This is a genomic window from Lysinibacillus sp. FSL M8-0355 (genome assembly GCF_038008985.1).
Taxonomy (GTDB): Bacteria; Bacillota; Bacilli; order Bacillales_A; family Planococcaceae; genus Lysinibacillus; species Lysinibacillus fusiformis_D.
The window spans coordinates 3,677,766-3,699,736 of record NZ_JBBPAI010000001.1; the positions used below are offsets into that span (position 1 = coordinate 3,677,766).

General features: G+C 39.1%; 22 protein-coding genes. 8 read left to right on the forward strand and 14 right to left on the reverse strand.

Annotated elements, in window-relative coordinates; genetic code table 11:
• Positions 1-4: 4 nt before the first annotated feature.
• Genes MKY46_RS17825 through MKY46_RS17850 form a run of 6 tightly spaced genes read right to left on the reverse strand, consistent with a single transcriptional unit; the run spans position 5 to position 6,132 of the window.
• Positions 5-1,273 (reverse strand): M20 family metallopeptidase, encoded by a 1,269-nt coding sequence (locus tag MKY46_RS17825; RefSeq protein ID WP_036118739.1) that lies wholly within the window; start codon positions 1,271-1,273, stop codon positions 5-7.
• Positions 1,266-2,219, reverse strand: coding sequence for a DUF1177 domain-containing protein (locus MKY46_RS17830; protein WP_036118738.1), 954 nt, complete (start codon positions 2,217-2,219; stop codon positions 1,266-1,268). Before MKY46_RS17830 ends, MKY46_RS17825 begins: the two co-directional genes overlap by 8 nt.
• Before the next feature lie 50 nt (positions 2,220-2,269).
• A complete protein-coding gene (locus MKY46_RS17835) occupies positions 2,270-3,277 on the reverse strand; it encodes an ABC transporter ATP-binding protein (RefSeq protein WP_036118734.1) in 1,008 nt (335 codons plus the stop codon).
• Positions 3,261-4,283, reverse strand: a complete 1,023-nt coding sequence (locus MKY46_RS17840; protein ID WP_036118732.1) for an ABC transporter ATP-binding protein — start codon at positions 4,281-4,283, stop codon at positions 3,261-3,263. Before MKY46_RS17840 ends, MKY46_RS17835 begins: the two co-directional genes overlap by 17 nt.
• A 17-nt stretch (positions 4,284-4,300) precedes the next feature.
• A complete protein-coding gene (locus MKY46_RS17845; RefSeq protein WP_036118729.1) occupies positions 4,301-5,167 on the reverse strand; it encodes an ABC transporter permease in 867 nt (288 codons plus the stop codon).
• A 2-nt stretch (positions 5,168-5,169) separates the two neighbouring features.
• Complete coding sequence (locus tag MKY46_RS17850) at positions 5,170-6,132, reverse strand: ABC transporter permease (protein WP_036118726.1); 963 nt, start codon at positions 6,130-6,132, stop codon at positions 5,170-5,172.
• 216 nt (positions 6,133-6,348) lie between these two features.
• On the opposite strand from MKY46_RS17850, the gene MKY46_RS17855 reads away from it, so the two are divergent.
• The 4 genes from MKY46_RS17855 (at position 6,349) to MKY46_RS17870 (ending at position 10,899) form a co-directional block, all read left to right on the forward strand.
• Positions 6,349-7,950 carry an ABC transporter substrate-binding protein gene (locus MKY46_RS17855; RefSeq protein WP_036118722.1) on the forward strand — a complete coding sequence of 534 codons (1,602 nt, stop codon included), beginning with the start codon at positions 6,349-6,351 and terminating at the stop codon, positions 7,948-7,950.
• Between the two features lie 62 nt (positions 7,951-8,012).
• Positions 8,013-9,083, forward strand: coding sequence for an amidohydrolase family protein (locus tag MKY46_RS17860; RefSeq protein ID WP_036118719.1), 1,071 nt, complete (start codon positions 8,013-8,015; stop codon positions 9,081-9,083).
• Complete coding sequence (locus tag MKY46_RS17865) at positions 9,080-10,222, forward strand: amidohydrolase (protein ID WP_036118716.1); 1,143 nt, start codon at positions 9,080-9,082, stop codon at positions 10,220-10,222. The genes MKY46_RS17860 and MKY46_RS17865 overlap by 4 nt, the downstream gene beginning before the upstream one ends.
• Positions 10,219-10,899 carry an AroM family protein gene (locus MKY46_RS17870; protein ID WP_340835025.1) on the forward strand — a complete coding sequence of 227 codons (681 nt, stop codon included), beginning with the start codon at positions 10,219-10,221 and terminating at the stop codon, positions 10,897-10,899. The genes MKY46_RS17865 and MKY46_RS17870 overlap by 4 nt, the downstream gene beginning before the upstream one ends.
• 392 nt (positions 10,900-11,291) lie before the next feature.
• Here the strand turns inward: MKY46_RS17870 and MKY46_RS17875 are convergent, their stop codons facing one another.
• Entirely contained in the window at positions 11,292-11,609 is a 318-nt protein-coding gene (locus tag MKY46_RS17875; RefSeq protein ID WP_016992524.1) for a hypothetical protein, read from the reverse strand.
• 137 nt (positions 11,610-11,746) lie between these two features.
• Here MKY46_RS17875 and ytzI point away from each other — a divergent pair, with 137 nt between their 5' ends.
• The 4 genes from ytzI (at position 11,747) to MKY46_RS17895 (ending at position 13,486) form a co-directional block, all read left to right on the forward strand.
• Positions 11,747-11,893: a YtzI protein gene (gene ytzI, locus MKY46_RS17880; RefSeq protein ID WP_094029263.1), complete on the forward strand. Its 147-nt coding sequence runs from the start codon at positions 11,747-11,749 to the stop codon at positions 11,891-11,893.
• Between the two features lie 30 nt (positions 11,894-11,923).
• Positions 11,924-12,085, forward strand: a complete 162-nt coding sequence (locus MKY46_RS17885) for a hypothetical protein (RefSeq protein ID WP_170829901.1) — start codon at positions 11,924-11,926, stop codon at positions 12,083-12,085.
• Entirely contained in the window at positions 12,082-12,315 is a 234-nt protein-coding gene (gene yidD, locus MKY46_RS17890; protein WP_036123166.1) for a membrane protein insertion efficiency factor YidD, read from the forward strand. Before MKY46_RS17885 ends, yidD begins: the two co-directional genes overlap by 4 nt.
• 109 nt (positions 12,316-12,424) lie before the next feature.
• Positions 12,425-13,486: a metal ABC transporter solute-binding protein, Zn/Mn family gene (locus MKY46_RS17895; protein WP_036123163.1), complete on the forward strand. Its 1,062-nt coding sequence runs from the start codon at positions 12,425-12,427 to the stop codon at positions 13,484-13,486.
• On the opposite strand, the gene MKY46_RS17900 is transcribed toward MKY46_RS17895, so the two are convergent.
• The 7 genes from MKY46_RS17900 to MKY46_RS17930 form a co-directional block, all read right to left on the reverse strand.
• Positions 13,483-14,706 carry a transglutaminase domain-containing protein gene (locus MKY46_RS17900; protein WP_051891669.1) on the reverse strand — a complete coding sequence of 408 codons (1,224 nt, stop codon included), beginning with the start codon at positions 14,704-14,706 and terminating at the stop codon, positions 13,483-13,485. The two genes, MKY46_RS17895 and MKY46_RS17900, sit on opposite strands and share 4 nt — an antisense overlap.
• 131 nt (positions 14,707-14,837) lie before the next feature.
• Positions 14,838-16,262, reverse strand: coding sequence for an o-succinylbenzoate--CoA ligase (locus MKY46_RS17905; RefSeq protein WP_036123161.1), 1,425 nt, complete (start codon positions 16,260-16,262; stop codon positions 14,838-14,840).
• Between the two features lie 121 nt (positions 16,263-16,383).
• Positions 16,384-16,515, reverse strand: coding sequence for a hypothetical protein (locus MKY46_RS17910; RefSeq protein ID WP_268987984.1), 132 nt, complete (start codon positions 16,513-16,515; stop codon positions 16,384-16,386).
• Positions 16,516-17,127: 612 nt separating this feature from the next.
• Positions 17,128-17,946, reverse strand: a complete 819-nt coding sequence (gene menB, locus MKY46_RS17915) for a 1,4-dihydroxy-2-naphthoyl-CoA synthase (RefSeq protein WP_036123154.1) — start codon at positions 17,944-17,946, stop codon at positions 17,128-17,130.
• Between the two features lie 63 nt (positions 17,947-18,009).
• Complete coding sequence (gene menH / locus MKY46_RS17920) at positions 18,010-18,819, reverse strand: 2-succinyl-6-hydroxy-2,4-cyclohexadiene-1-carboxylate synthase (RefSeq protein WP_036123152.1); 810 nt, start codon at positions 18,817-18,819, stop codon at positions 18,010-18,012.
• Complete coding sequence (gene menD, locus MKY46_RS17925) at positions 18,816-20,531, reverse strand: 2-succinyl-5-enolpyruvyl-6-hydroxy-3-cyclohexene-1-carboxylic-acid synthase (RefSeq protein ID WP_036123149.1); 1,716 nt, start codon at positions 20,529-20,531, stop codon at positions 18,816-18,818. Before menD ends, menH begins: the two co-directional genes overlap by 4 nt.
• Positions 20,524-21,909: an isochorismate synthase gene (locus MKY46_RS17930; protein ID WP_036123146.1), complete on the reverse strand. Its 1,386-nt coding sequence runs from the start codon at positions 21,907-21,909 to the stop codon at positions 20,524-20,526. Before MKY46_RS17930 ends, menD begins: the two co-directional genes overlap by 8 nt.
• Positions 21,910-21,971: the final 62 nt, after the last annotated feature.

Here is a 21,971-nt window from a genome sequence, read left to right on the forward strand (position 1 = left end):
TCTCTTACTTTTGATATAGGAAATCAACAGCAGCAGTAATATATACTTTTGCACAGCGTACGATATCCTCAACACGCACTTTTTCATTGTAACCATGAATACTTGGTAAATAGGCTGGGCCGTACTGCAATACAGGAATATTATATTGTCTGAAATGTCGAGCATCACTACTTGCCCATTGCATAACGCCATATGCCTCTTGCCCTGTTACAAATGAAATATTTTCCACAATGGATTGGCATACAGGATTTTCGGCAGGCGTATAATTTGCTACACTTTTGAAGCCAAAACGTTTGATTGAATAATCAATAGCCAAACCATCTAGTTTATGTTTCAAAATTTCTGTTACTTCTTCTTGTGTAATACCGAATGGTAAGCGACAATCGACCTGAACCTTGCAATAATCTGGGATTACGTTGGACTTCGTACCTCCCTCAATTGTACCAATATTTACAGTAATTTTCTCTAAAACTTCTTGATATTTCAAACGATCTTTTTCCACCTCTCGCATGTATTTTTTAGATACCTCGATAAGTGGCAGTACCTCTTCTGGGATCGTAATTTCCAAATCCCATAGTGTACGAATCTCTTGAATAGCTCGAATGGCATCGACAATAGCATTTCTCCCAGCTAAAGGTGATAGGCTTCCATGTCCAGGTTCCCCACGAACCTCTAATTCAAACCAATAAGAACCCTTTTGCCCAATGGTTGGATTTAGCGGTGAAGAAGGCTCAGCGATTAAGCAACCATCTCCTTGCACAAAACCTCGCTCTAACAACCACGGAACACCAAATTCGCCGCCTGTTTCTTCATCTGGCACAATCGCCAATGTTAGTTTCCCTGGTAATTCAATATTCAATTTCTTTAGTAGCTTTGTTGCAAAAATAATACCAGCTAAACCAGCTTTCATATCACTTGCACCACGGCCCAGCATCCAGCCATCCTTCACCTCCCCTGAAAATGGATTGAATTCCCACTTTGATAAATCACCAACAGGAACAACATCTGTATGACCACAATAAATGAGTTCCTTGCCCTCACCACTCCCAATAGAAGCTACTAAATTAAACATTTTATCTGCAGCTTCGTATTTTTGATAAGTAATGCCAACATCCTGTAAATAGTTTTCGATAAAAGCTGTTATTTCAGTCGTATCTCCTGGAGGATTGACACTAGGAATTTGAATGAGTTTCGAACAAAATGCAATCAGTTCATCTTGATGCTTTCCAACTGCCTCTAATAATTGCGCTTTGAGTGCTTGTAAATCATTCATGTGTATATACCTCTTTTCCTTTCGTTTGTAGATGATGCATGCTTCCATATAAATTTTTCATATGTGTAAACTGCTTTTCGTCAAAGAAGGAACATTTATGAGCTCCATACGTTTTTGCTACTTCTAACACAAATCGAACTACATTTTCTACATCTGTTACATGTGTGGCGCCTGTTGCACAGCCTGCCACGACAGATTCTGTTGTGATAGCCACACCTACAACAGGGCTTGTTGTTGCCACAGCTGGTTGTAAAATACTATTAATATGGAATAAACCATTGCCATATGGTGTAATGTCTTGCATGGTAATCGGTAGTACAACTGGAGAAATTCCTGCTGCTTGTGTGTAAACATGCAATAAATCATCACTGATTTTTAATATGTAACCTTCTTTGACGGTTGGCGTAATGGCAAACCCTTTATGGTTACATACTTGATTGCCTTTCGTTGTATCGATTGATAGAATGGCATCCATTGTTTCTTCCACTTCATTTTCGTTCATGACACTAATATCCACTGGAGAGTTCATAAATGGTACTGGCTCATGTGGCAAAGTGGGTGCTGTTGGACAAATATGCGTTGAGAAAATAACATCTCCTTCTAACTGATCACCCTTTAACGCCATATCAATGGCTTTGGCTGCACCTGCCATACATGCTAGTGCTCCATCTCCATCTGATACAAAGCCTGTCATTTCAGGACGTGCTCCAATACCACCGAGACGACCAATAATGCCTAACGTCGGTGCCTGACCACCAGAGGATTTTCCTTGCTTTCCTTTCACTAGTACACGCACAAAATCCGTTGAGCCACTTTCACCTTTAATCGTTTTGATCTTCACATCTGCTGTTGGATCAATGCTGTGTAAATAGGCTTTAATCGTTTCTCCGTTAACATGGAAATTATCCATTACCTCGTATAATTCAATAACATGCTTCAATGACATAATCAGTCCGCTCCTTTTTACTTCTATAATTTATTCAATTACTTTCTGCTCTAAGTCGTCGACACTTCTTGCTGTATCGACGAAAATAAATGACAAGAAACTTGATGTGTGGCTGTCACAGTATCGAGTGTCGGTTGGACGTCTGCACATTTGTCTGTAGCAAAACGACAACGCTTGTGGAATGCACAGCCACTCGGTGGATTTACTGGACTTGGAACATCTCCAGATAAAATAATACGGTCCTTTTTATCAAAGGGGTTTTCCTTAGGAATTGCCGATAATAAGGCTTGTGTGTAGGGATGTTGAGGGTTCTCATAAATTTCCTTATATGTCCCGATTTCCACAATTTTACCCAAGTACATGACGGCAATCCGATCACACATATAATTCACAACATTTAAATCATGTGAAATAAAAATATATGTTAAACCGAAGTCTCTCTGTAAGTCTTTTAATAGATTGATTACCTGTGCTTGTACAGAAACATCTAATGCTGAAACAGGTTCATCGCATACAACAATATCTGGATTAAGCGCAAGGGCACGAGCAATATTGATACGTTGTCTTTGTCCCCCAGAAAATTCATGTGGATGGCGCTTTGCATGATAAGCACTTAATCCTACTGTTTCAAGTAATTCAATAACACGCTTTTTACGTGATGCTTCATCACCAATACCATGGATGACTAATGGCTCGGCAATGAGATATTCAATCGTTTTTCGAGGATCGAGTGATGCATATGGATTTTGGAAAACCATTTGTATCGACTTTCGAGCAGAGCGAATATCCTTTGTATTTAAGCTTGCTAAATCCGTACCCTTAAACTCTACGATTCCCTCTGTTGGAGAAATCAGCTGGTTGATTAAACGAGCAACCGTCGATTTCCCACAACCTGATTCACCTACAATCCCAAGTGTTTCGCCCTTATATAATTCAAAACTGACGCCATCTACTGCTTTCACAAATTGTGTTGATTTTTTAAAAGGGATTGAACTTTTAATGGGAAAATGCTTTTTTAAATTACTTACCTTTAAAACAAGTTCATTGTGCTGTTGCATTAAAAATTCCCTCCTTCCTTGCGACAATTTGATTTTTCGCTTGTAAATGGCAGGCTACAAAATGGTTGTCCTGCACTTCCACTAAGTCGGGTACTGTATGACGACAAATATCTGTTGCTAAAGGGCAACGTGATGAAAAGTGACAGCCGCTATGTGGCATTGTTAAATCCGGTGGACTACCTGGAATGGCTGGCAATCTTTGTTGCTCCTGTGTGCCCATTGTAATTTGAGACTCTAATAATCCCCACGTATAAGGATGTAAAGGTTTTTCATAGAGCTGTCTTGTTGTAGTCGACTCAACTGTTCGACCTGCATACATAACATTTACTTTGTCACATAACTCCCAAACCACACCTAAATCGTGTGTAATCATAATGATGGCTGTATCATGGTCTTGTTGTAATTTTTTCATTAAATCAAGAATTTGAGCTTGTACAGTTACATCCAGTGCAGTTGTTGGCTCATCGGCAATGAGTAGTTTCGGGTTACAAGCAAGAGCAATAGCAATCATGACACGCTGACGCATGCCTCCTGAAAATTCGTGAGGATACATTTTTAATCGTTTCTCTGGCTCGGGAATACCAACCATTTTTAACATATCGACAGCTTTGATAGCGGCATCTTTCTTCGAGATCTTTTCATGTGCTTGGATGACTTCAATAATTTGATTGCCCACTGTTAATACAGGATTCAAACTTGTAATAGGATCTTGGAAAATCATTGAAATATCATTACCTCGCACATTGCGCATTTCTTTTTCAGAAATGCCAATTAAATCACGACCATTAAAGTCAATTTTTCCATTCGTTATTTTTCCTGGCGGAGATGGAATTAAACGCATGAGAGCAGTGGCTGTAACACTTTTTCCCGACCCTGATTCTCCAACAATCCCTAGTGTTTCCTTCTTATTTAATTGTAAATTTACTCCATTGACAGCTTTCATTGTAGAGCCGCCACTTTTAAATTCTACTGTTAAATTTTCTACATCTAGTAAACGTTCAGTCATGACTCCACCCCCTTCCATTAAACTTTCATTTTCGGATCTAACGCATCACGTAATCCATCTCCTAAAAGGTTAATACCAAGAACTGTTAATAAAATACAGATTCCTGAAAATGTCGCCATTTGAGGATTTAATACTAAAAAATCTTTACCATCTTTTAAAATACTACCCCACGAAGCTGTTGGCGGTTGAACTCCTAATCCTAAAAAGCTCAGTGCCGCCTCCGAAATAATAGCGCCCGCTGTACTCATCGTTCCATAAACAATTAAAGGAGCTAAACAGTTCGGTAATATATGGCTAAAAATAATTCGACTATGTGTAGCACCTAGAGAATGCGTCACTTCGATGAATTCTTCTTCTTTTACACTTAAAACCTGACCACGAACAAGTCTTGCGAACCCTGGAATATTTGCAACACCAATAGCAACAATAACGTTGACAAGTCCTTGCCCTAATACCGTCATTAGTGTAATAGCAAGTAAAATGAATGGGAATGCAAAAAGACCATCCATCGTACGCATAATGATCGAATCAATGCGACCACCGAAATACCCAGCTACTAAGCCTAGGAGCGTTCCAAATACAGCACCAAATAGCACTGCCGCAATCCCAACAATCATCGATATTCTTGTACCATAAACTAAGCGACTAAACAGATCACGACCATAGTTATCTGTTCCTAATAAATGTCCTTCTGTATTCATCGGTAAAAATGATTTACCGACAATCATTTCATTTGGTGGATGGGTAGCAATCAATGGTGCAAAAATTGCAACAATGGCCATCAAGGTGACAATGACTAACCCAATTGTCGCTAATTTATTTTTTAGCAACTTGCGCAACAACGTATTTCTTTTTCTTGTTTCATTGACGATTGCTTGAGTCATTGTTATTTTTTCCCTCCATCCGATTCTAAATTGACCTTAGGATTGACAACTTTATAAAGCACGTCCACTACTAAGTTAACAAGTACAAAGATAAATGCGATGAAAATAACAGTACCTTGTACAACAACAAAATCACGTTTATCAATGGCATCTACAATTAGTCGCCCCATTCCAGGCCAACTAAAAATCGTTTCTGTTAAAACCGCTCCCCCCAGTAAATTGGATATCTGCATCCCTAATACCGTTAAAATAGGTGTTAGCGCATTTTTAAAGGCATGTTTACCAATCACTAAATATTCTTTAATGCCTTTAGAACGAGCTGTTTTAATATAATCTTGCGAAATAACCTCTAACATGCTTGAACGGGTAATCCGTGCAAATGTCGCCATTGGAATCGTTGCTAATGCAAATGCTGGCAAAATTAAATGTTTCAAATAGGTCCATAGGCCATCACTGATGTTGCCCATTCCAGTGGCTGGGAACCAACCAAGATTGACACTAAAGAATAAAACAAGCATGATCCCCAACCAAAAAATGGGCATGGATACACCAACTAATGATACAAGCATGACAATATAATCAATGATTGTATTTTGCTTTCTAGCAGCTAATATTCCTGCTGGGATACCGACCACAACCGCTATAAACAAGGCTGCCAATGCTAGTATCACTGTGTTAGGGAATCTTTCTATAATAAGCCCGATGACAGACTCACTATAAGAATAGGAATATCCTAAATTTAACTGTGCTAAGTCTCCTACATATGAAATAAATTGCGAAGGCATTGATTTATTTAATCCTAGCTCTTCTCTTAAATTCTCTACATCTTCCACACTGGCTTGTGGCCCAAGCATTACTGAAGCTGGGTCACCTGGAATCATTCGCGTAATAATGAAGACGATGATTCCTACTACTAGCAGTGTCGGGATAAGGTTGACTAACCTTTTTAAAATAAATGAGCCCATCTTATTAAGACCTCCTTTTCATTATTAGAATCAGTGGTTCATATTGTGAATAACCACATACTACACCATGTGATAATTATTTGTAAATATATTTTTTCTGAATTTTTTTAATTTTATATTTACTTTCTGTTTACAAATGTGCTAATTTTAATTCGAACCTATCATTTTTGAATCAACGGTTCATATTGTGAAACAAAATAAAGGAGGCTTATGCAGATGAAGAAGATAAACGTAAAAAAACCTTTACTACTACTCTTTTTAACTTTATTAATTGGTGTTTTAGCAGCTTGTGGTGGGAACACAGAAAAAAGTAATTCTTCAAATGAAAAAGATGGAGAAGTCACTTCAGGTGGCAAATTAAATATTGGTCTTTCAGCCAATGCCAAAACATTTGACCCTATCAAATATACAGGGGTTTATGAATCGCAAGTTATGCGTCAAATGGGTGATACTTTAGTTGTTTATAACAAAAATCTATCAGATATCATCCCCTCTTTAGCAACAGAATGGAAAGTGTCCGATGATATGTTAGTCTATACGTTCAAATTACGTGAGGGTGTGAAATTCCAAAAGGGGCAATACCAGGATGGCCGTGAAATGACAGCGGAAGATGTGAAATATTCTTTAGAGCGCTCCGCCAAAGAATCCGCTATGAATCGTTTAAGTGGTGTGACAGAAGTTAAAGTGTTGTCAGATTATGAAATAGAAATTCACTTAACTACACCGAATGCTGCCCTTCTTGCTATGCTAACGGATGCAGGAAATATCATTATTCCAAAAGAAGAGGTTGAAGGCTGGGGCGATAACTTCTCAGAACACTTCATTGGTACAGGCCCATTCCAGTTAACAGAATGGAAAAAAGACCAAGAAGTAAAACTAGTTCGCCATGACAATTATTGGGGTGAAAAACCTCATGTTGATAATTTATCCATGAAGTTTATCTCCGATCAAAATATGATGACAAATGCATTACGTTCTGGTGACATAGATATTGCTATGGATGTCAAAGGCCAAAACAGAGAAATTATTAACCAAGATAGCAACCTTGAGCTTTTAACGAATCCAGGTTTATCTATTGTTTATCTTGACCTTAACAACAAAGTTGGTCCGACTGCTGACAAACGTGTTCGCGAGGCACTTTATATGGCAACAAATGTTGAGGAAATCATTTCTGGTGTTAACCAATGGGGTGGCGGTGATGTTTCTTATTTACCATTACCACCAGGTTCATGGGGATATGATAAATCATTAGTTGATTTAGTACCAAAATATAATCCAGAAGAAGCAAAAAAATTGCTAGCAGAGGCTGGTTATCCTGATGGCTTCAAAACAGAGATTTATGTATCAGAAGCACGTGTGCCTTACGCAACGATTTTCCAAAGTCAATTAAAGAAAAACTTAAACATTGATGTGGAAATTAAAGTGCTTGAATGGGGTACTTACAGTGATACTGTTGCAAAAGGGAACGCTCCAATGAATATTGGTGGCTGGACTTGGTATCCAGATCCTTATTTCTTCCTATATCAATTATTCCACACAAATCAAATCGGTGCGTTAGGTAATGGGAAAGGCTATAGCAACCCAGAGGTAGATAAATTATTAGAGCGTGCCGTATCTGAAACAGTGGTACAGGAAGAACGTGCTAAATTATACCAAGAAGCATTAAAACTGATTTTAGCAGATGTTCCGCGTATTGAATTAGAAGCAACACAAACCGTTGCAGGTGTAAACAAAAAAGTACAGGGCTTTGAGGTTTCTACTGACAACTCCGTACAAATTGTACATCCAAACGGTACGAACGTATCCATTTCTAAATAATTAACTGGAAAAGTGGAGATGCTTGTCTCCGCTTTTCTCTTCATAAGGAGAGATTTAATCCCATGACTCGATATATAAATGGACTTGTTTTTAACTCTGAGACACGTAGCTTTAACAAACAGTCATTTCAAGTACAGGGGCAATACTTTGCTCCATCTTCTACAACGTCTGAAATAGACATCGATTTAGATGGCTATTATATTACACCTGGCCTTATCGACAGTTGTTCACAAATTGGCTTAGCTGAAATAGGGATTCGTTGGGAGGGAGATGATAGCTATGAATTTGACTCACATCTGGACTATTCTGTAGTTGATGGCATTTATCCATTCGATGCTGCCTTTCAAAAAGCTATCTCCCATGGGGTGACAGCCTCTCATATCGTTCCCTCCCCTAAAAGCTTGGTCGGTGCAAAAACAGCTATTATTCATCATACACATACAACGGTTGATGAAATGGTCATTGCCAAAGATATTGCTTATTCCTTCTCCATTGGACACCAAGCAAAAAGCACTTTTTTCGCTGAAAAGAGAAAGCCACTAACCCGTATGGGGATTGCCAAAATTTTAAGAGAAACATTGCAACAGATTCAGCAGCAAGAACCTTTAATTAAGAAAATTGTCATACGGGCACATAAAGCTGTGGATCTTGAATTCATTGACCGTCTTCAACAAGAGTTTAAGTCTACTTTTGATTTTCATATTATTCACGGCACTGAAGCTTCACTGCTTCAAGGGACATCCTTCAATACGGTCATTGCTGGCCCAACGTTTCGATATATCGAGCATAACGAGATGATGGCATTATCACCAAAACTATACCGCCAGTTGTCCCAACAACATACTCCGTTTGTTTTTTGTACGGATCATCCTGTTAGTAGCACCTCTCACCTAACATTAGAAGGTTGCTTAGCTGTAAGAGAAGGGCTGACACGTCAGGATGTTCTGTATGCACTAACAACAGGAGCTGCTAATTTCCTTGGAATCGCTCATAAAACTGGCACTATTCGTGATGGCCTTCTAGCTGATTTTGTCATATGGGATAAGCATCCATTAAATTTAGATGCACAGGTTGTAGCTACTTTTATTAAAGGAACAAAAGTTTATGCAAGGGAAGAAGGGTTCTCAGAATGATTATTTATCATCATGCAAAGTTTCTCACAGTCAATGAACAAAATGATATTTTTGAACAGTTATGGATCGAAGATGGACGTATAGTCTATGTCGGTCCAGCCAAAGATTATCCTCCTCAAGCAGAGTTAGTCGATCTTCAGGGAGCTTATGTCACACCAGGCTTAATTGATATTCACGCCCATGTTGGGACATGGGCAGAGGTTACTGAAGACATTAATGATGCTAATGAATATAGCGAGCCCTTTACACCTCTTATGCATGCTCTAGATAGTGTAGATATCCGACACTTTTCCTTCCAACATGCGTTAGAAGGCGGTGTGACGACTGTACAAACTGGTCCAGGTAGTGCCAATGTCATTGGGGGCATTTGGAGTATTCTTAAAACAGCAGGGCCCACTCTTCCCTCTCGTGTTTTAGTAGAACGAAGCGGCTTAAAGGGCGCGTTAGGAGAAAATCCAAAGAATGTTTTTGGCAATCAATACAAACGAAAGCCAATGACTCGCATGGCCATTGCCCAGCTTTTACGTGATGGTTTCCAACGTGCAAGTCAACTGAATGAACAACAACGGGCTGAGCAAATTAAACAAAATTCAGAGTTGCGTCCATTCATTGAAGTGCTACGAGGTGACATGCCCCTTCGCCTTCATTGTCACAGAGCAGATGACATTATGACAGCTATAAGAATTGCTAAAGAATTTAATGTGAAGCTCCATTTAGAGCATTGCACAGAAGGCTATTTAATGGTCGATGCGGTAAAAAACAGTGGCTTTCATGCGACACTTGGGCCCTATATGTTAACCCCATCTAAATATGAAACACGTAATTCTACACCGGCGATTGCAGCCATTTTTAAAGAGCATAATATCCCATTTGCCATCATGACAGACCATCCATTCGTACCAATTCAGTACTTAAAATATTGTGCTACTGAAGCTATTCGCTATGGTTTAGATGAGGACACCGCCTTAAAAAGTATTACAATAAATGCCGCTAAGCTCGTACAGTTAGATCACCGCATTGGCAGCCTTGAGGAAGGCAAGGATGCTGATTTTGTTGTTTGGTCACACCCTATTTTTGAAACAGAAGCAAAGGTCTTACAAACGTATGTCAATGGACAAAAATATTACGAAGCGGAGTGAGCTTATTGAAACATTCAAAAATTGCCGTAGTCACAATTGGTCAAGCGCCTCGCAAAGATATGGCGGAGGATATTCAGCAATTAAGAGCATCTGGTTTACATGTTCATGAGTTTGGCGTACTGGATTCACTCTCTCCAGCCGAAATCACTTCCCTTTCACCCTCTAGTGAAGACACAGATGTTTTAGTGACACTTTTGACAAATGGACAACAAGTCAAGCTAAGTAAACAAAAGCTGATGCCCTATATTCAGACATGTATTGATGATTTACATGAATTCACTTGGGTCTTGCTTATGTGTACAGGAGATTTTACGAATAAGCTGTCATGTAAAAACCTGTTACTACCTGATCGCATGATGACAAATTTAGTGAAAGGGTTACAAACAGAATTAGCACTTGGTTTAATAGGCCCTGAGCCTGAGCAACAACAAACTGTTGCGGAGAAATGGCAAAGTGCACAGTTCGATGTCACCTTTTCAGCTAGCTCACCCTATCAGTTTAATGCACAACATTTATTAGCAAAAGCACAGCTATTAGAATATCAAGGAGCTGATTTGCTCATTCTTGATTGTATGGGTTATTCCACAACAATGAAAAACATGATTAAAGATCAACTCACTATTCCCGTCATTGTTCCTAGAGAAGCAGTATTTACGGTTTTAAAGGTCATTTGTTAATGGTAAAAAAGGTGATGTCAACAGCAGAAACAACCATTTTGAAAGGCGAGGGTTGATTTCCGTTCCGCCAGCGTCCCTTCCAGGGGATGCCCGATGAGCCGCTTCACTCACAGGGTCTCATCAACCATGTGGAGAAGTCATGAGTGACAGCACCCCTCCATAAAGAGTAGTGAATACCCTCACTTTATTTGAAAACCTTGCTAAAAAGAAATATTTTTATGGATTGGGAGGCTAGTAGACTCTCGTGGGCGAGCGTCCCTACACGAAGCGGCTCGCCAACAGGAAAGCCCATGGAAATCCATTTTCACCTTTAACATAAATTCTATGGATGGTTTTGTTTTTCAACACTATGAAAAAGGGCACTGCCGATGCAGTGCCCTTTTCCCGTTCCGCTAGACACGTTTATTGAAATAAGGAAGCTGCTCAACAAATGCCTTTGTGTCATCATCCCCATATTCATGAACGAGTGCATAAATTTTCATTAATCGCTTATCGATTTCATCATTTTCCCTGTCTAAGTGATACTGTATATACGGTAATTGTGCACGCCATGCATTTGAAATTTCTAGCAGCTGCATTTGCTGAAAGATTCTCTCAAATACATCTAATGCCTGTCGATCTACATTCAGTTCAAAATTCCACGGCCCAGCATAAGGATTTGTATAATAGGTTCTATTGGCAAGTGAAAAATATACGCGCTGACGATCCATCTTTATGATTCACTCCTTTTTCCATAGTATGGAGAGAACGGAGTTGTTTTATTCGCTTTAATGTCAAACTTCCTTCACAATTAATAGAACCACATAATTTATAATAGGTATGATGAACAAAGAACGGAGTGAATACTATGAGTTTAACTACGCTCTTAATAGTCGCAGTTATCATTGTTATCTTTATCACTATTGCGACGATTATCAGTGTCAACCGTGCCTATGCCTTTAAACATACTATTGATGAAAAACCACAGCAAAGCTATCATCAAGAGGATAACTAATCATAATTTATTGAATTTGGAGTGAAAGCAATGGGTGTACCTTTACCAATTATCATTATGATTGCCATGATGATGTTAATGTTTGGTCTTTCTGTCATTATTATTTTGAAGAAAAAAAATCATATCTTTACACAAACTATTGATCCAAAACCTGAAAAAATGACGTCTCAGCAAGAGGAAGAACAACGATGAAATACCCCTTTATTTGGCTCATTCAGTTTTATAGAAAATTCATTTCACCTATGACGCCACCAACTTGCCGTTTCCATCCTACTTGTTCTTCTTACGGGCTAGAAGCTTTTCAAAAGCATGGAGCATTGAAAGGCTCTATCTTAACCATTACACGTATATCGAAGTGCCATCCGTTTCATCCTGGTGGCTTTGATCCTGTGCCTGAAAAATGGCCTTCGAAAAAGAATTAACTTTCGGAGGGCATTTTTTTCTTGTACTTTTTTAAGTTGTGCGTTATTATAATAACTGTTCTAAAAAATAAATCGTAATGATTACTATTTAAGAGAGGTATCTGATTATATGAAAAAATTGTATTTATTATTGTTAGTCGCAGTCCTTGCCTTATTCACTGCTGCTTGTGGAGACAAATCTTCCACTTCCCAAAAGTCTGATGACAAGGATACGTTAAGCATCTATACAACGGTTTATCCGTTAAGCTATTTTGCACAGCGCATTGGTGGCGATTTTGTTGAAGTATCTTCTATTTACCCAGCTGGTGCGAACGAGCATACATTTGAACCCACTCAAAAAGATATGATGAAATTAGCAGATGCAAATATCTTCTTCTATATTGGCTTAGGACTGGAAGGCTTTGTCGAAAACGCTAAAAAGACTTTAGCAAACGAAGATGTCACGATGGTGGCAACTGCTGACACAGTTTCAGATGAAAAATTAGCTATCAGCACAGGCCATGTTCATGCAGAAGATGAGCATGACGAGCATAATCACGCTGCCACAGAGGAAGAGCACGATCATGAGCACGATCACGCTCCCACAGAGGGAGAGCACGATCATGAAGCTGATGAGCACGGACATGATGAGCATGAACATGGCGATATCGACCCACATGTTTGGTTATCTCCTACAATTAGTCAGGATTTAGCACTTGCTATTAAAAATACACTAGTTGAAAAAATGCCTGCTCAAGAATCGACTTTTAATGAGAATTATGAAGCACTAGTAAAAGAACTGCAGGATTTGGATAATGACTTCAAAGCAATGGCTGACAAAGCACCAAATAAAACATTCTTTGTATCACATGCTGCCTTTGGCTATATTGCAGGTCAATATGGTTTTACACAAGTGCCAATTGCCGGCTTAAATTCACAAAATGAGCCATCTCAAAAAGAATTAACAAAAATCGTTGATAAAGCAAATGAATTGCATATTCACTATATTTTATTTGAACAAAATGTTTCTTCTAAATTAGCAGAGGTTATTCAAAAAGAAGTTGGCGCAGAATCTCTTGTCCTGCATAATTTAAGTGTATTAACAGCTGACGATGAAAAAAATAAAGAAACCTACTTCACCTTGATGCAAAAAAATATTCAAACACTAGAAAAAGCGTTAAACGCACATTAATCAAGTAAGAGCCAGCAAGTAGAGATTAAGCCAGTGTAAACCAACATATTATGAGTAAGGAGGTGCCCCGACGAATGGGACACCTCCTTTATTATGACGTATTTTTCTTGTGGCATGCGTTTCCCCGTTCGATAAAAAGATGGTCGGCATTTTGTTGTTTTTAGTTCCTTATCCTGCATCACTTTTGGCTGAATCGCAATAAAAACGGACATACTGCCCACTAACATTGGTGTCCATTCAGTAAAGTCAAACTGAACTAAAGTGTTTGAATCATTTGTTTTTTGTGCGATAAACTTTGTCGGCTGTTCCACTAATTGTTGTACTGCCAGCTTATTTTCTCCAATAATAGAGATTCCTTTATTTTCAGTAAAGCTAGCTTGTAAAGGCATTGTTAAACTCTGTATTTTCGTTTCTTCTAGCATCTCTGTATACTTCTCGCTTGTTGCAGCAGGAAAACTTGCGTAGTCCCAAGTATGATCCTGTGCTAATTGACGATCCGACACTAAAAAATATTGATAGCGTACTTCTCCCTTACGATCCGGCAATGGATCATCCCAAGTGACATCAATATGATACCAATTACGATCCAACTTTACTAATACCCAGGCATGGAGCTGTTCACCCACTTTTCCTGGCACATATTGTACCTCAAAGCCCAACATTTCTAACATTCGATAAAGTACTAAAGCATATGCCTGACAAACTCCCTTATTTTCTGTTAGTAACGTGTAAGGGGAATATTGACTTCCTTCTGTTTCTTTGGAGTATTCCGCAGTTAAAACAATAAAATCATGTGCAGCCTGCAGTTTTTCTATGTCACTTAATCCATGCATGGGTGCAATAATATTCGCCAAAGTTTGCCCTACAAACGCCTCCTCTGTTGGAGAAATATGATAGGTAAAGGCAAAGGCAATGACAATATTATTGTTATAACCATCATACTTCCATTTAAAGCTAGAAATATTAGTATAAATATATGAGTTTTGAATCGCAGTTTTTGTAATGTCTGTTAGTCCATCTTTTATTTCAGTTATGTCACCAGTATAGCGAATGGAAAATTCCGAAGATAGCTGCGTAACTTCTTTATTAATGAGAGATTGTAGTGTTTCAATTGAATGAGCAGTTGCTACATTATCTTTTTCATCGTTTGCAAATACTTGCACATGACTCATTTGTAGAACAAATACTATAATGACAACATTATATATATATTTCCTCATATGAGTCATTCTCCTTTACTAACTAGTTTATGCCTCTCATTTTTTATTATGTTAATGAATGATTAATTTCATGCTAAAAGTGCGAATAAAAAAGAAGCCTTCATTTTAAGAAGACTTCTTTCACAAATTTTTTATTGTAATAATTTTCGTCTCAGCAATTTATTTGCACCATTTCGTGGAAGACTGTCTGTAATAATAATTTCTTTAGGTACTTTATATTTAGCAAGTTTCTGTAAACAAAAGGCTTGGAGCTGCTCAACAGGTGCCTGCTCATGTAACACGATAAAGGCAATCGGAACCTGTCCCCATTGCTCATCTGCCACACCACATACCCCCGCTTCTTTGACAGCAGGATGTGTGAGTAACACATTTTCTATTTCTGCAGGATAAATATTTTCTCCCCCTGAAATAATTAAATCTGCTCTACGATCAATGACGAATAAATAACCTTCCTTATCGATATAACCAATATCACCCGTATGCAGCCAGCCATCCATCGTTGCATCTTTTTGTGCAAAACGTCCAATATAGCCAGGAGTAACATGAGGCCCTCGAATGCAAATTTCTCCCTCACCTTTCGCATTGGGATGCGCAATCTTTATTTGATTAAAAAATAAAGGCTTGCCAGCAGAACCAATTTTTCGCATGGCATCTTCACTTGCCAATGTAGCTGTTTGTGAGGAAGTTTCTGTCATGCCATAGGTTTGCGCGACAGCTAAGTTTAACGCATGTGCTCTCACTAAATAATCAACGGGCACTGGCCCACCTCCAGCTAACATCAACTTAAAGTGCGGCGAAGCTTTCGCATTATGCTGCTCTAACGTATGTAGAGTCCGTTCCAATGTCACTGCTACAACAGACATATGAGTTACTTCCCCAGCTATAATATGTTGTGAGATAGCCTCTACATCAAATTGATCGTATAAAACAACCTGATTGCCATACAGCAGTGAACGTACTAATATTGAAAATCCACTAATATGGAATAATGGTACAGCACATAACCAAACATCCTGAGCCTGTAGTCCAATGTTTAAAACAGAGGCAGTCGCACTCGCCTGATGATTCCCAACCGTTTGGCGAACTCCCTTTGGAAAGCCAGTAGTACCCGATGTATACATGATCGTTGTAGTTTGATGTAAAGGCCACTCCTTTTCAATATCTACGGTGCTTTCGACTCCCTCTTCAATCGTTGAAAATAAATGATGACCTGTTTCAGGTGGCAACTTTTCTATATCCTCATCTGCAATCAACACGCACACCGCTCCTGAATCCTCTAGCTGATAAGCCAGTTCATCCTGTGATAGTCTACGATTAAGCATTACCATCTCACATTGTAAATGCATACAAGCATACATCACGATAACTAGTTCAGGCTTACTTGGCCCCATAATCGCAATTCGGTCTCCCCGTTGAATACCGAGTGCCACTAATTGTCGGGCACGTTTTATAGATAAATCCTGTAGTTCCTGAAAAGTCCAGCTTTGTTTTTTATAAGCCAATGCCTTCCGTAATGGTGTTAAATAGGCTCGTTGTAAAATCCAATTTGGATACATCTTTGTCACTCCAATCACCCTACATCTTAACGCTTTCCCATCAACTTTGTCTATTAGTCGATGGTCTTTCTCGCCCTTTTGTATGTCTATCTGTTCCGCTAATCGCTCTCTCCTTCACATTTTAAGTTTTATCCACCATTTTGAGCGTTCTATCCATCTCTTTTATTATAAGTACTACTCTATCCCTCACATCTTGAATTCTATCCACCACTTTTGTTGTTTTATCAACCTCTTTTTGCATTTTATCATCCAATTTGAGCGTTCTATCCTTCTCTCTTTTTCAAAGTACTGCTCTATCCCCCACATTTTGAGTTCTATCCAACACTTTTTACGTTTTATCAACCTCTTTTTGCATTCTATCCACTATTTTGAGCGTTCTATCCATCTCTTTTTCAAAGTACTACTCTATCCCTCACACCTTGAGTTCTATCCAACACTTTTGATGTTTTATCAACCTCTTTTTGCATTTTATCCTCCAATTTGAGCGCTCTATCCTTCTCTCTTTTTCAAAGTACTGCTCTATCCCCCACATTTTGAGTTCTATCCAACACTTTTTACGTTTTATCAACCTCTTTTTGCATTCTATCCACTATTTTGAGCGTTCTATCCATCTCTTTTTCAAAGTACTACTCTATCCCTCACACCTTGAGTTCTATCCAACACTTTTGATATTTTATCAACCTCTTTTTGCATTTTATCCTCCAATTTGAACGTTCTATCCACCTCTCATATTATAAGTACTACTCTATCCCTCACATTTTGAGTTCTATCCGCAACTTCGAGCGTTCTATCCACCACACTCCTCCTGCATGCATACAAAAAGCTCGTATCTCCAAAAAGATACGAGCTTTACATCCTTTCATCATCAAGGGAATCTTGGGAATTGACCAAAGTCTGGTTGACGTTTTTCTTTGAATGCGTCGCGACCTTCTTTTGCTTCATCTGTAGTGTAGTAAAGAAGTGTAGCGTCACCAGCCATTTGTTGAAGACCTGCTAAGCCGTCAGTATCTGCATTCATCGCTGCTTTTAAGAAGCGTAGTGCTGTTGGTGACATTTGTAGCATTTCTTCACACCATTGAACGGTTTCATCTTCTAATTGCTCATAAGGAACAACTGTATTGACTAAGCCCATATCAAGTGCTTGTTGTGCATCGTATTGACGGCAAAGGTACCAAATTTCACGTGCCTTTTTATGTCCAATAATACGAGCAAGATAGCCTGAGCCGTAACCAGCATCAAATGAACCTACTTTTGGTCCAGTTTGTCCAAAACGGGCATTGTCAGCAGCAATTGTTAAGTCACAGACAACATGTAAAACATGTCCTCCACCAATTGCATAGCCTGCAACCATTGCCACTACAGGTTTTGGGATTACACGAATTAAACGTTGTAAATCAAGAACGTTTAGACGTGGGATTTCATCATCGCCTACGTAGCCACCATGACCGCGAACTTTTTGATCTCCGCCTGAGCAGAAAGCATGTTCACCTTCACCAGTTAAAATAATCACACCGATATTTTTGTCATCGCGTGCACGTGAGAATGCGTCAATCATTTCCATTACCGTTTTCGGGCGGAATGCATTGCGCACTTCTGGACGGTTAATCGTAATTTTTGCGATACCGTTATAGAACTCATACTTAATGTCTTCATAAGTATGTAATGTAGTCCATTGACGTGTCATTGAATTGCCTCCTATATCAATAAATTCGTCTCGTTACTAGCGAGGCGCTAACGTAACAGTATATTACGTTAAATACTCCTCTACTATTGTAGCAAACTCAGCGGGATTTTCCACATGAATTGCATGTCCAGCGTCATTTACTGTAAGATGGCTAACAGTATTTAATAGCGCTTTCATTTCTAGTGCAATTTTACAAAATTTCTCATCCAATGAACCAGTAATGAGTAGTACAGGTATTTCCACTTGCGCTAGGCTCTCCCAATTTGAAGGCTGAACACCTGTTCCAATACCTCTCAGGCTTCCAGCCAGTCCCTCTTCTTTCTGAGAAAGTCTTTCTGCTCGAATGGTTTCTCGTACGCTTCTAGGGAGACGATGCTGTGTTTCAAAAAGAGGTATGTTCTCCCAAGCATGGACAAATGATTGTAACCCATTTGCCATTATTTTTTGTGCCAGTACTTCATCTCGCTCACAGCGTTCCTTTCGTTCTTCTGCTGTTCGTAAACCTGGAGAAGCACTTTCTAAGATAAGCTGTTGAATATGGCCTGGGTGTGCAATAGCATACGATAAGGCAATTCTTCCTCCCATTGAGTAACCTAACAACGTAAATTTCTCTAGATGAAGCTGGCAAAATAATTCTTCTAAATCTTGTAATTGTTCCTCCATGGAGAAACGCTGTATATCCTCTGGAATAGCTGTTTGACCATGACCAATTAAATCAATGGCAACAACACGAACATTAGGTAGAGCTTGCGCTAGATCGTGCCATGTAGCCGTGCTGCCTGTAAATCCATGTAACGCAACAAGTGTATGTTCACTATTGTCATTCCATATTTCAATATGCGTTTCAAGTCCTCGAATCATGCATTTTGTCATGCTTTTAGCTCCGCATTAATTCGATTCCATAGCGCTCGATGAGCATTAACATTTTCGGTTCTATCGGTAAATATTTCAACCAAACGTAAAGGATGATGTTGCTTTGTTGAAAATTTCTCTGAAAGCTCGGAGATTGTTTCCACACGCACATAGTCCATCTCATACATATGGGCAATGTCACGGAATTCAAGTGCAGTCGGTGTGCCAAATAAATCTTCATAATGATCTTCGACAGTTGACTGTGGTAAATAAGAAAAAATACCGCCACCATCATTATTCATGACAAGAATGGTTAAGTTACACTTCTGATATCTGGAGGCAATCAATCCATTTACATCATGTAAAAAGGCTAAATCCCCAATCAGCAAATAGGTTTCTCGTTTATTTCCTTGACTGAAGCCCATCGCGGTTGATACTACGCCATCGATTCCATTCGTGCCTCGATTGGCAAAAATACGCAAATCTTTCGGTGTGGCCAATAAAAATGTATCGATATCACGCACTGGCATACTGCTACTAACGAAGATATCACTACCGTCAGGAATCATTTTAAGTAAACGGCTAACTATAGCGCCTTCATCTTTCTCTACTTCTGAATACTGCTCAATAGAAATGGATGCCAGCTCATTCGCATTTTGCCATTTGGTTAAGTATGTTTCTTCAAGGGCTGTATCATTGATAGCTAATTGTGTCAGCCACTGACCGATAGTAGCATGAATAAAATGCGTAGATACGCCCGTAGCATCTCTAAACATAGGGTCTTCATCGATAATCACATAAGCGTTTGGCTGTGATTTTGTGATGAATTGCATAATAAATTTTGAGACAGGTTGGGCCCCAATACGTAATACTGTATCTGGTTGAACAAGTGCTTTAAAGTCCTCGCTTTTCATAATGGCATCATAGGTTGTTACGATATATGGTAAACAATCCTCTGGTACAGATGCACGCATATTCGATAAGCTTTCAACAAGGACTGGCCACTTGAGCTGACGGACAAATTCCCAAACGATGGATAAGTCCGTGCCAAGCGCTAATTCCCCAATTATAATAAAGCCTCTTTTAGTCAATTGTAGTATAGAGGAAAGCTCCTGCTGATTAGCCAACGTTGGGGTTAGTTGTCCCATACTGCTATGTTTGAATGTTACTGTTGGCAGTTCATGCTGTAAATCAATTAATAACGGTTCGCGGAAAGGTACATTAATATGTACTGGTCCAAATGGTGCGCTTGTGGCAATCGCTACCGCACGAGCAAGGTGACGCTCAATCAAAGGTAATGTCGGATCAGCCCCATCTGCTAACGGAAAATCTACACTCCATTTCACATGTGAACCATATAAATTAAGCTGATTGATAGCCTGTGGTGCACCTACCTCACGTAATTCATGAGGGCGATCTGCCGTTAAGACAATCAATGGAACTCGTGCATAGCTTGCTTCTACAATCGCAGGAAAATAGTTTGCTGCTGCTGTACCAGATGTACATAAGAGGACAACAGGTTTTGCAGTAGCCTTAGCCAGGCCTAACGCAAAAAATGCAGCTGAGCGTTCATCTACTTGACGATACATGTTTACTTCTTTCGTTGAAGCAACTGCATAGGCAAGAGGAGTGGAACGTGAGCCTGGACTGACAACAACATTTTCTACGCCGGCTTGTACTAACGATGCAACCATTTTATAAACATAATCTGTTAATCTTTTTCGTTCACTCATGTAATCGTCCCCCTAGCGCACGAAGCATTGGACGGAATTTCACTAATGTTTCTTCATATTCAGCTTGTGGTTCTGAATCTGCTACGATCCCTCCACCTGCATATAAATAAGCTTTATCACTTAGTAATGCAGCTGAACGTATCGCAACTGCAAATTCACCATTACCTTCAACATCTAGCCAGCCAATTGGCGCGGCATACAGACCACGATTCATCGGCTCATACTTACGAATGGCTGTCAATGCTTCTTTGCGTGGTACACCACCTAAAGCTGGTGTAGGATGTAATGATTTTGTCAATTGTAAAATTGTAGCGTTCTGATTTAACTGACCTTCTACAGGTGTATATAGATGTTGAATATCACGAATTTTTAATAGGCGTGGTCTATCTGGCACTGTCATGTCCACGCAATTTTCACGGAAAGTATCCACAATCATATCGACAACATATTGATGTTCACCACTATTTTTCGGATCATTTAATAAACTTTGTCCATAAGTCTCATCTTCCTCTGCCGTCTTGCCTCGTTTAATCGAGCCAGCAATGCAAGAAGAAAACGCACGACCCTCTTCTACTTTTACAAGGCGTTCAGGTGATGCACCAAAAAACAATAAATCTTTATGCTCTAAACCGAATAAATAGCTTTCTGGCTGCTCATGAATAATTTGAGAGAGTACTTGTGGTGCAGATACATCCTCTTTAAATTGCAATGCAAGTGAGCGTGCAATAACTACTTTATCCGCTTTTTTCTGTTTGATTAATGCTGTCACTTGGTCAATCGAGGCTAAATAAGGTTCCTTATAGGGTTCGAAATAATTCGTGATATCAGGTTTTGTATACGTTTTCACTTCTTTAACCTGGGCTGCATGAATCAAATGATCTCGCTCTTTTCTCAATGCTTCTAGCTGATCTTCAGGCTGAGGATCTTGTGTCAACAGATGAATACTCACGTATGCTTTATCATCACGAATCACAAGTTGAAATGTTGCTAATGCAAAATAAGCCTCAGGAAAATCCGTCCATTCTCCATCAACATTATTTTGCGGATCAAATGTAAAACCACCAAACAAAATAGGCTGTAACTCACTTTGTCCTTTTGGACAGTTTTTCGTTAAGTTTTTCCATTCTGCTTCCACAGCATCGAAACGTTCATGTTGAGCATTGTTTTGAATAGTATGAGCATGTCCTAGCCCAACTAATGTCATTGTTTTTTCTCTATTTTGCCAATAAAATCGTTCACCTTTATAACACTCTTCGCCTGCTGCATAGAATGCCAGTGCAGATAAGCGACTTACTTCAATTGTTTCCATATAAAAATGAAGGCTTTGGCCCAAAGAGTCCACTTCTACCTCTGTGGATTGGTACCACTTCTGTTGCATGAAAATTACCTCCGTTGCTGCAATGTTCATAATCAATGATGATTAAAATACATCATTTTTTT

What these genes read in the sequence shown, in the direction of transcription:
- yidD (WP_036123166.1), top strand. Translation starts at nt 12,082, where the DNA reads ATGAAATACCCCTTTATTTGGCTCATTCAGTTTTATAGAAAATTCATT.
- MKY46_RS17855 (WP_036118722.1), top strand. Translation starts at nt 6,349, where the DNA reads ATGAAGAAGATAAACGTAAAAAAACCTTTACTACTACTCTTTTTAACT.
- MKY46_RS17930 (WP_036123146.1), bottom strand. Translation starts at nt 21,909, where the DNA reads ATGCAACAGAAGTGGTACCAATCCACAGAGGTAGAAGTGGACTCTTTG.
- MKY46_RS17885 (WP_170829901.1), top strand. Translation starts at nt 11,924, where the DNA reads ATGGGTGTACCTTTACCAATTATCATTATGATTGCCATGATGATGTTA.
- menD (WP_036123149.1), bottom strand. Translation starts at nt 20,531, where the DNA reads ATGAGTGAACGAAAAAGATTAACAGATTATGTTTATAAAATGGTTGCA.
- MKY46_RS17825 (WP_036118739.1), bottom strand. Translation starts at nt 1,273, where the DNA reads ATGAATGATTTACAAGCACTCAAAGCGCAATTATTAGAGGCAGTTGGA.
- MKY46_RS17875 (WP_016992524.1), bottom strand. Translation starts at nt 11,609, where the DNA reads ATGGATCGTCAGCGCGTATATTTTTCACTTGCCAATAGAACCTATTAT.
- MKY46_RS17905 (WP_036123161.1), bottom strand. Translation starts at nt 16,262, where the DNA reads ATGTATCCAAATTGGATTTTACAACGAGCCTATTTAACACCATTACGG.
- menB (WP_036123154.1), bottom strand. Translation starts at nt 17,946, where the DNA reads ATGACACGTCAATGGACTACATTACATACTTATGAAGACATTAAGTAT.
- MKY46_RS17895 (WP_036123163.1), top strand. Translation starts at nt 12,425, where the DNA reads ATGAAAAAATTGTATTTATTATTGTTAGTCGCAGTCCTTGCCTTATTC.
- MKY46_RS17845 (WP_036118729.1), bottom strand. Translation starts at nt 5,167, where the DNA reads ATGACTCAAGCAATCGTCAATGAAACAAGAAAAAGAAATACGTTGTTG.
- MKY46_RS17835 (WP_036118734.1), bottom strand. Translation starts at nt 3,277, where the DNA reads ATGCAACAGCACAATGAACTTGTTTTAAAGGTAAGTAATTTAAAAAAG.
- ytzI (WP_094029263.1), top strand. Translation starts at nt 11,747, where the DNA reads ATGAGTTTAACTACGCTCTTAATAGTCGCAGTTATCATTGTTATCTTT.
- MKY46_RS17840 (WP_036118732.1), bottom strand. Translation starts at nt 4,283, where the DNA reads ATGACTGAACGTTTACTAGATGTAGAAAATTTAACAGTAGAATTTAAA.
- MKY46_RS17865 (WP_036118716.1), top strand. Translation starts at nt 9,080, where the DNA reads ATGATTATTTATCATCATGCAAAGTTTCTCACAGTCAATGAACAAAAT.
- menH (WP_036123152.1), bottom strand. Translation starts at nt 18,819, where the DNA reads ATGACAAAATGCATGATTCGAGGACTTGAAACGCATATTGAAATATGG.
- MKY46_RS17850 (WP_036118726.1), bottom strand. Translation starts at nt 6,132, where the DNA reads ATGGGCTCATTTATTTTAAAAAGGTTAGTCAACCTTATCCCGACACTG.
- MKY46_RS17830 (WP_036118738.1), bottom strand. Translation starts at nt 2,219, where the DNA reads ATGTCATTGAAGCATGTTATTGAATTATACGAGGTAATGGATAATTTC.
- MKY46_RS17900 (WP_051891669.1), bottom strand. Translation starts at nt 14,706, where the DNA reads ATGAGGAAATATATATATAATGTTGTCATTATAGTATTTGTTCTACAA.
- MKY46_RS17860 (WP_036118719.1), top strand. Translation starts at nt 8,013, where the DNA reads ATGACTCGATATATAAATGGACTTGTTTTTAACTCTGAGACACGTAGC.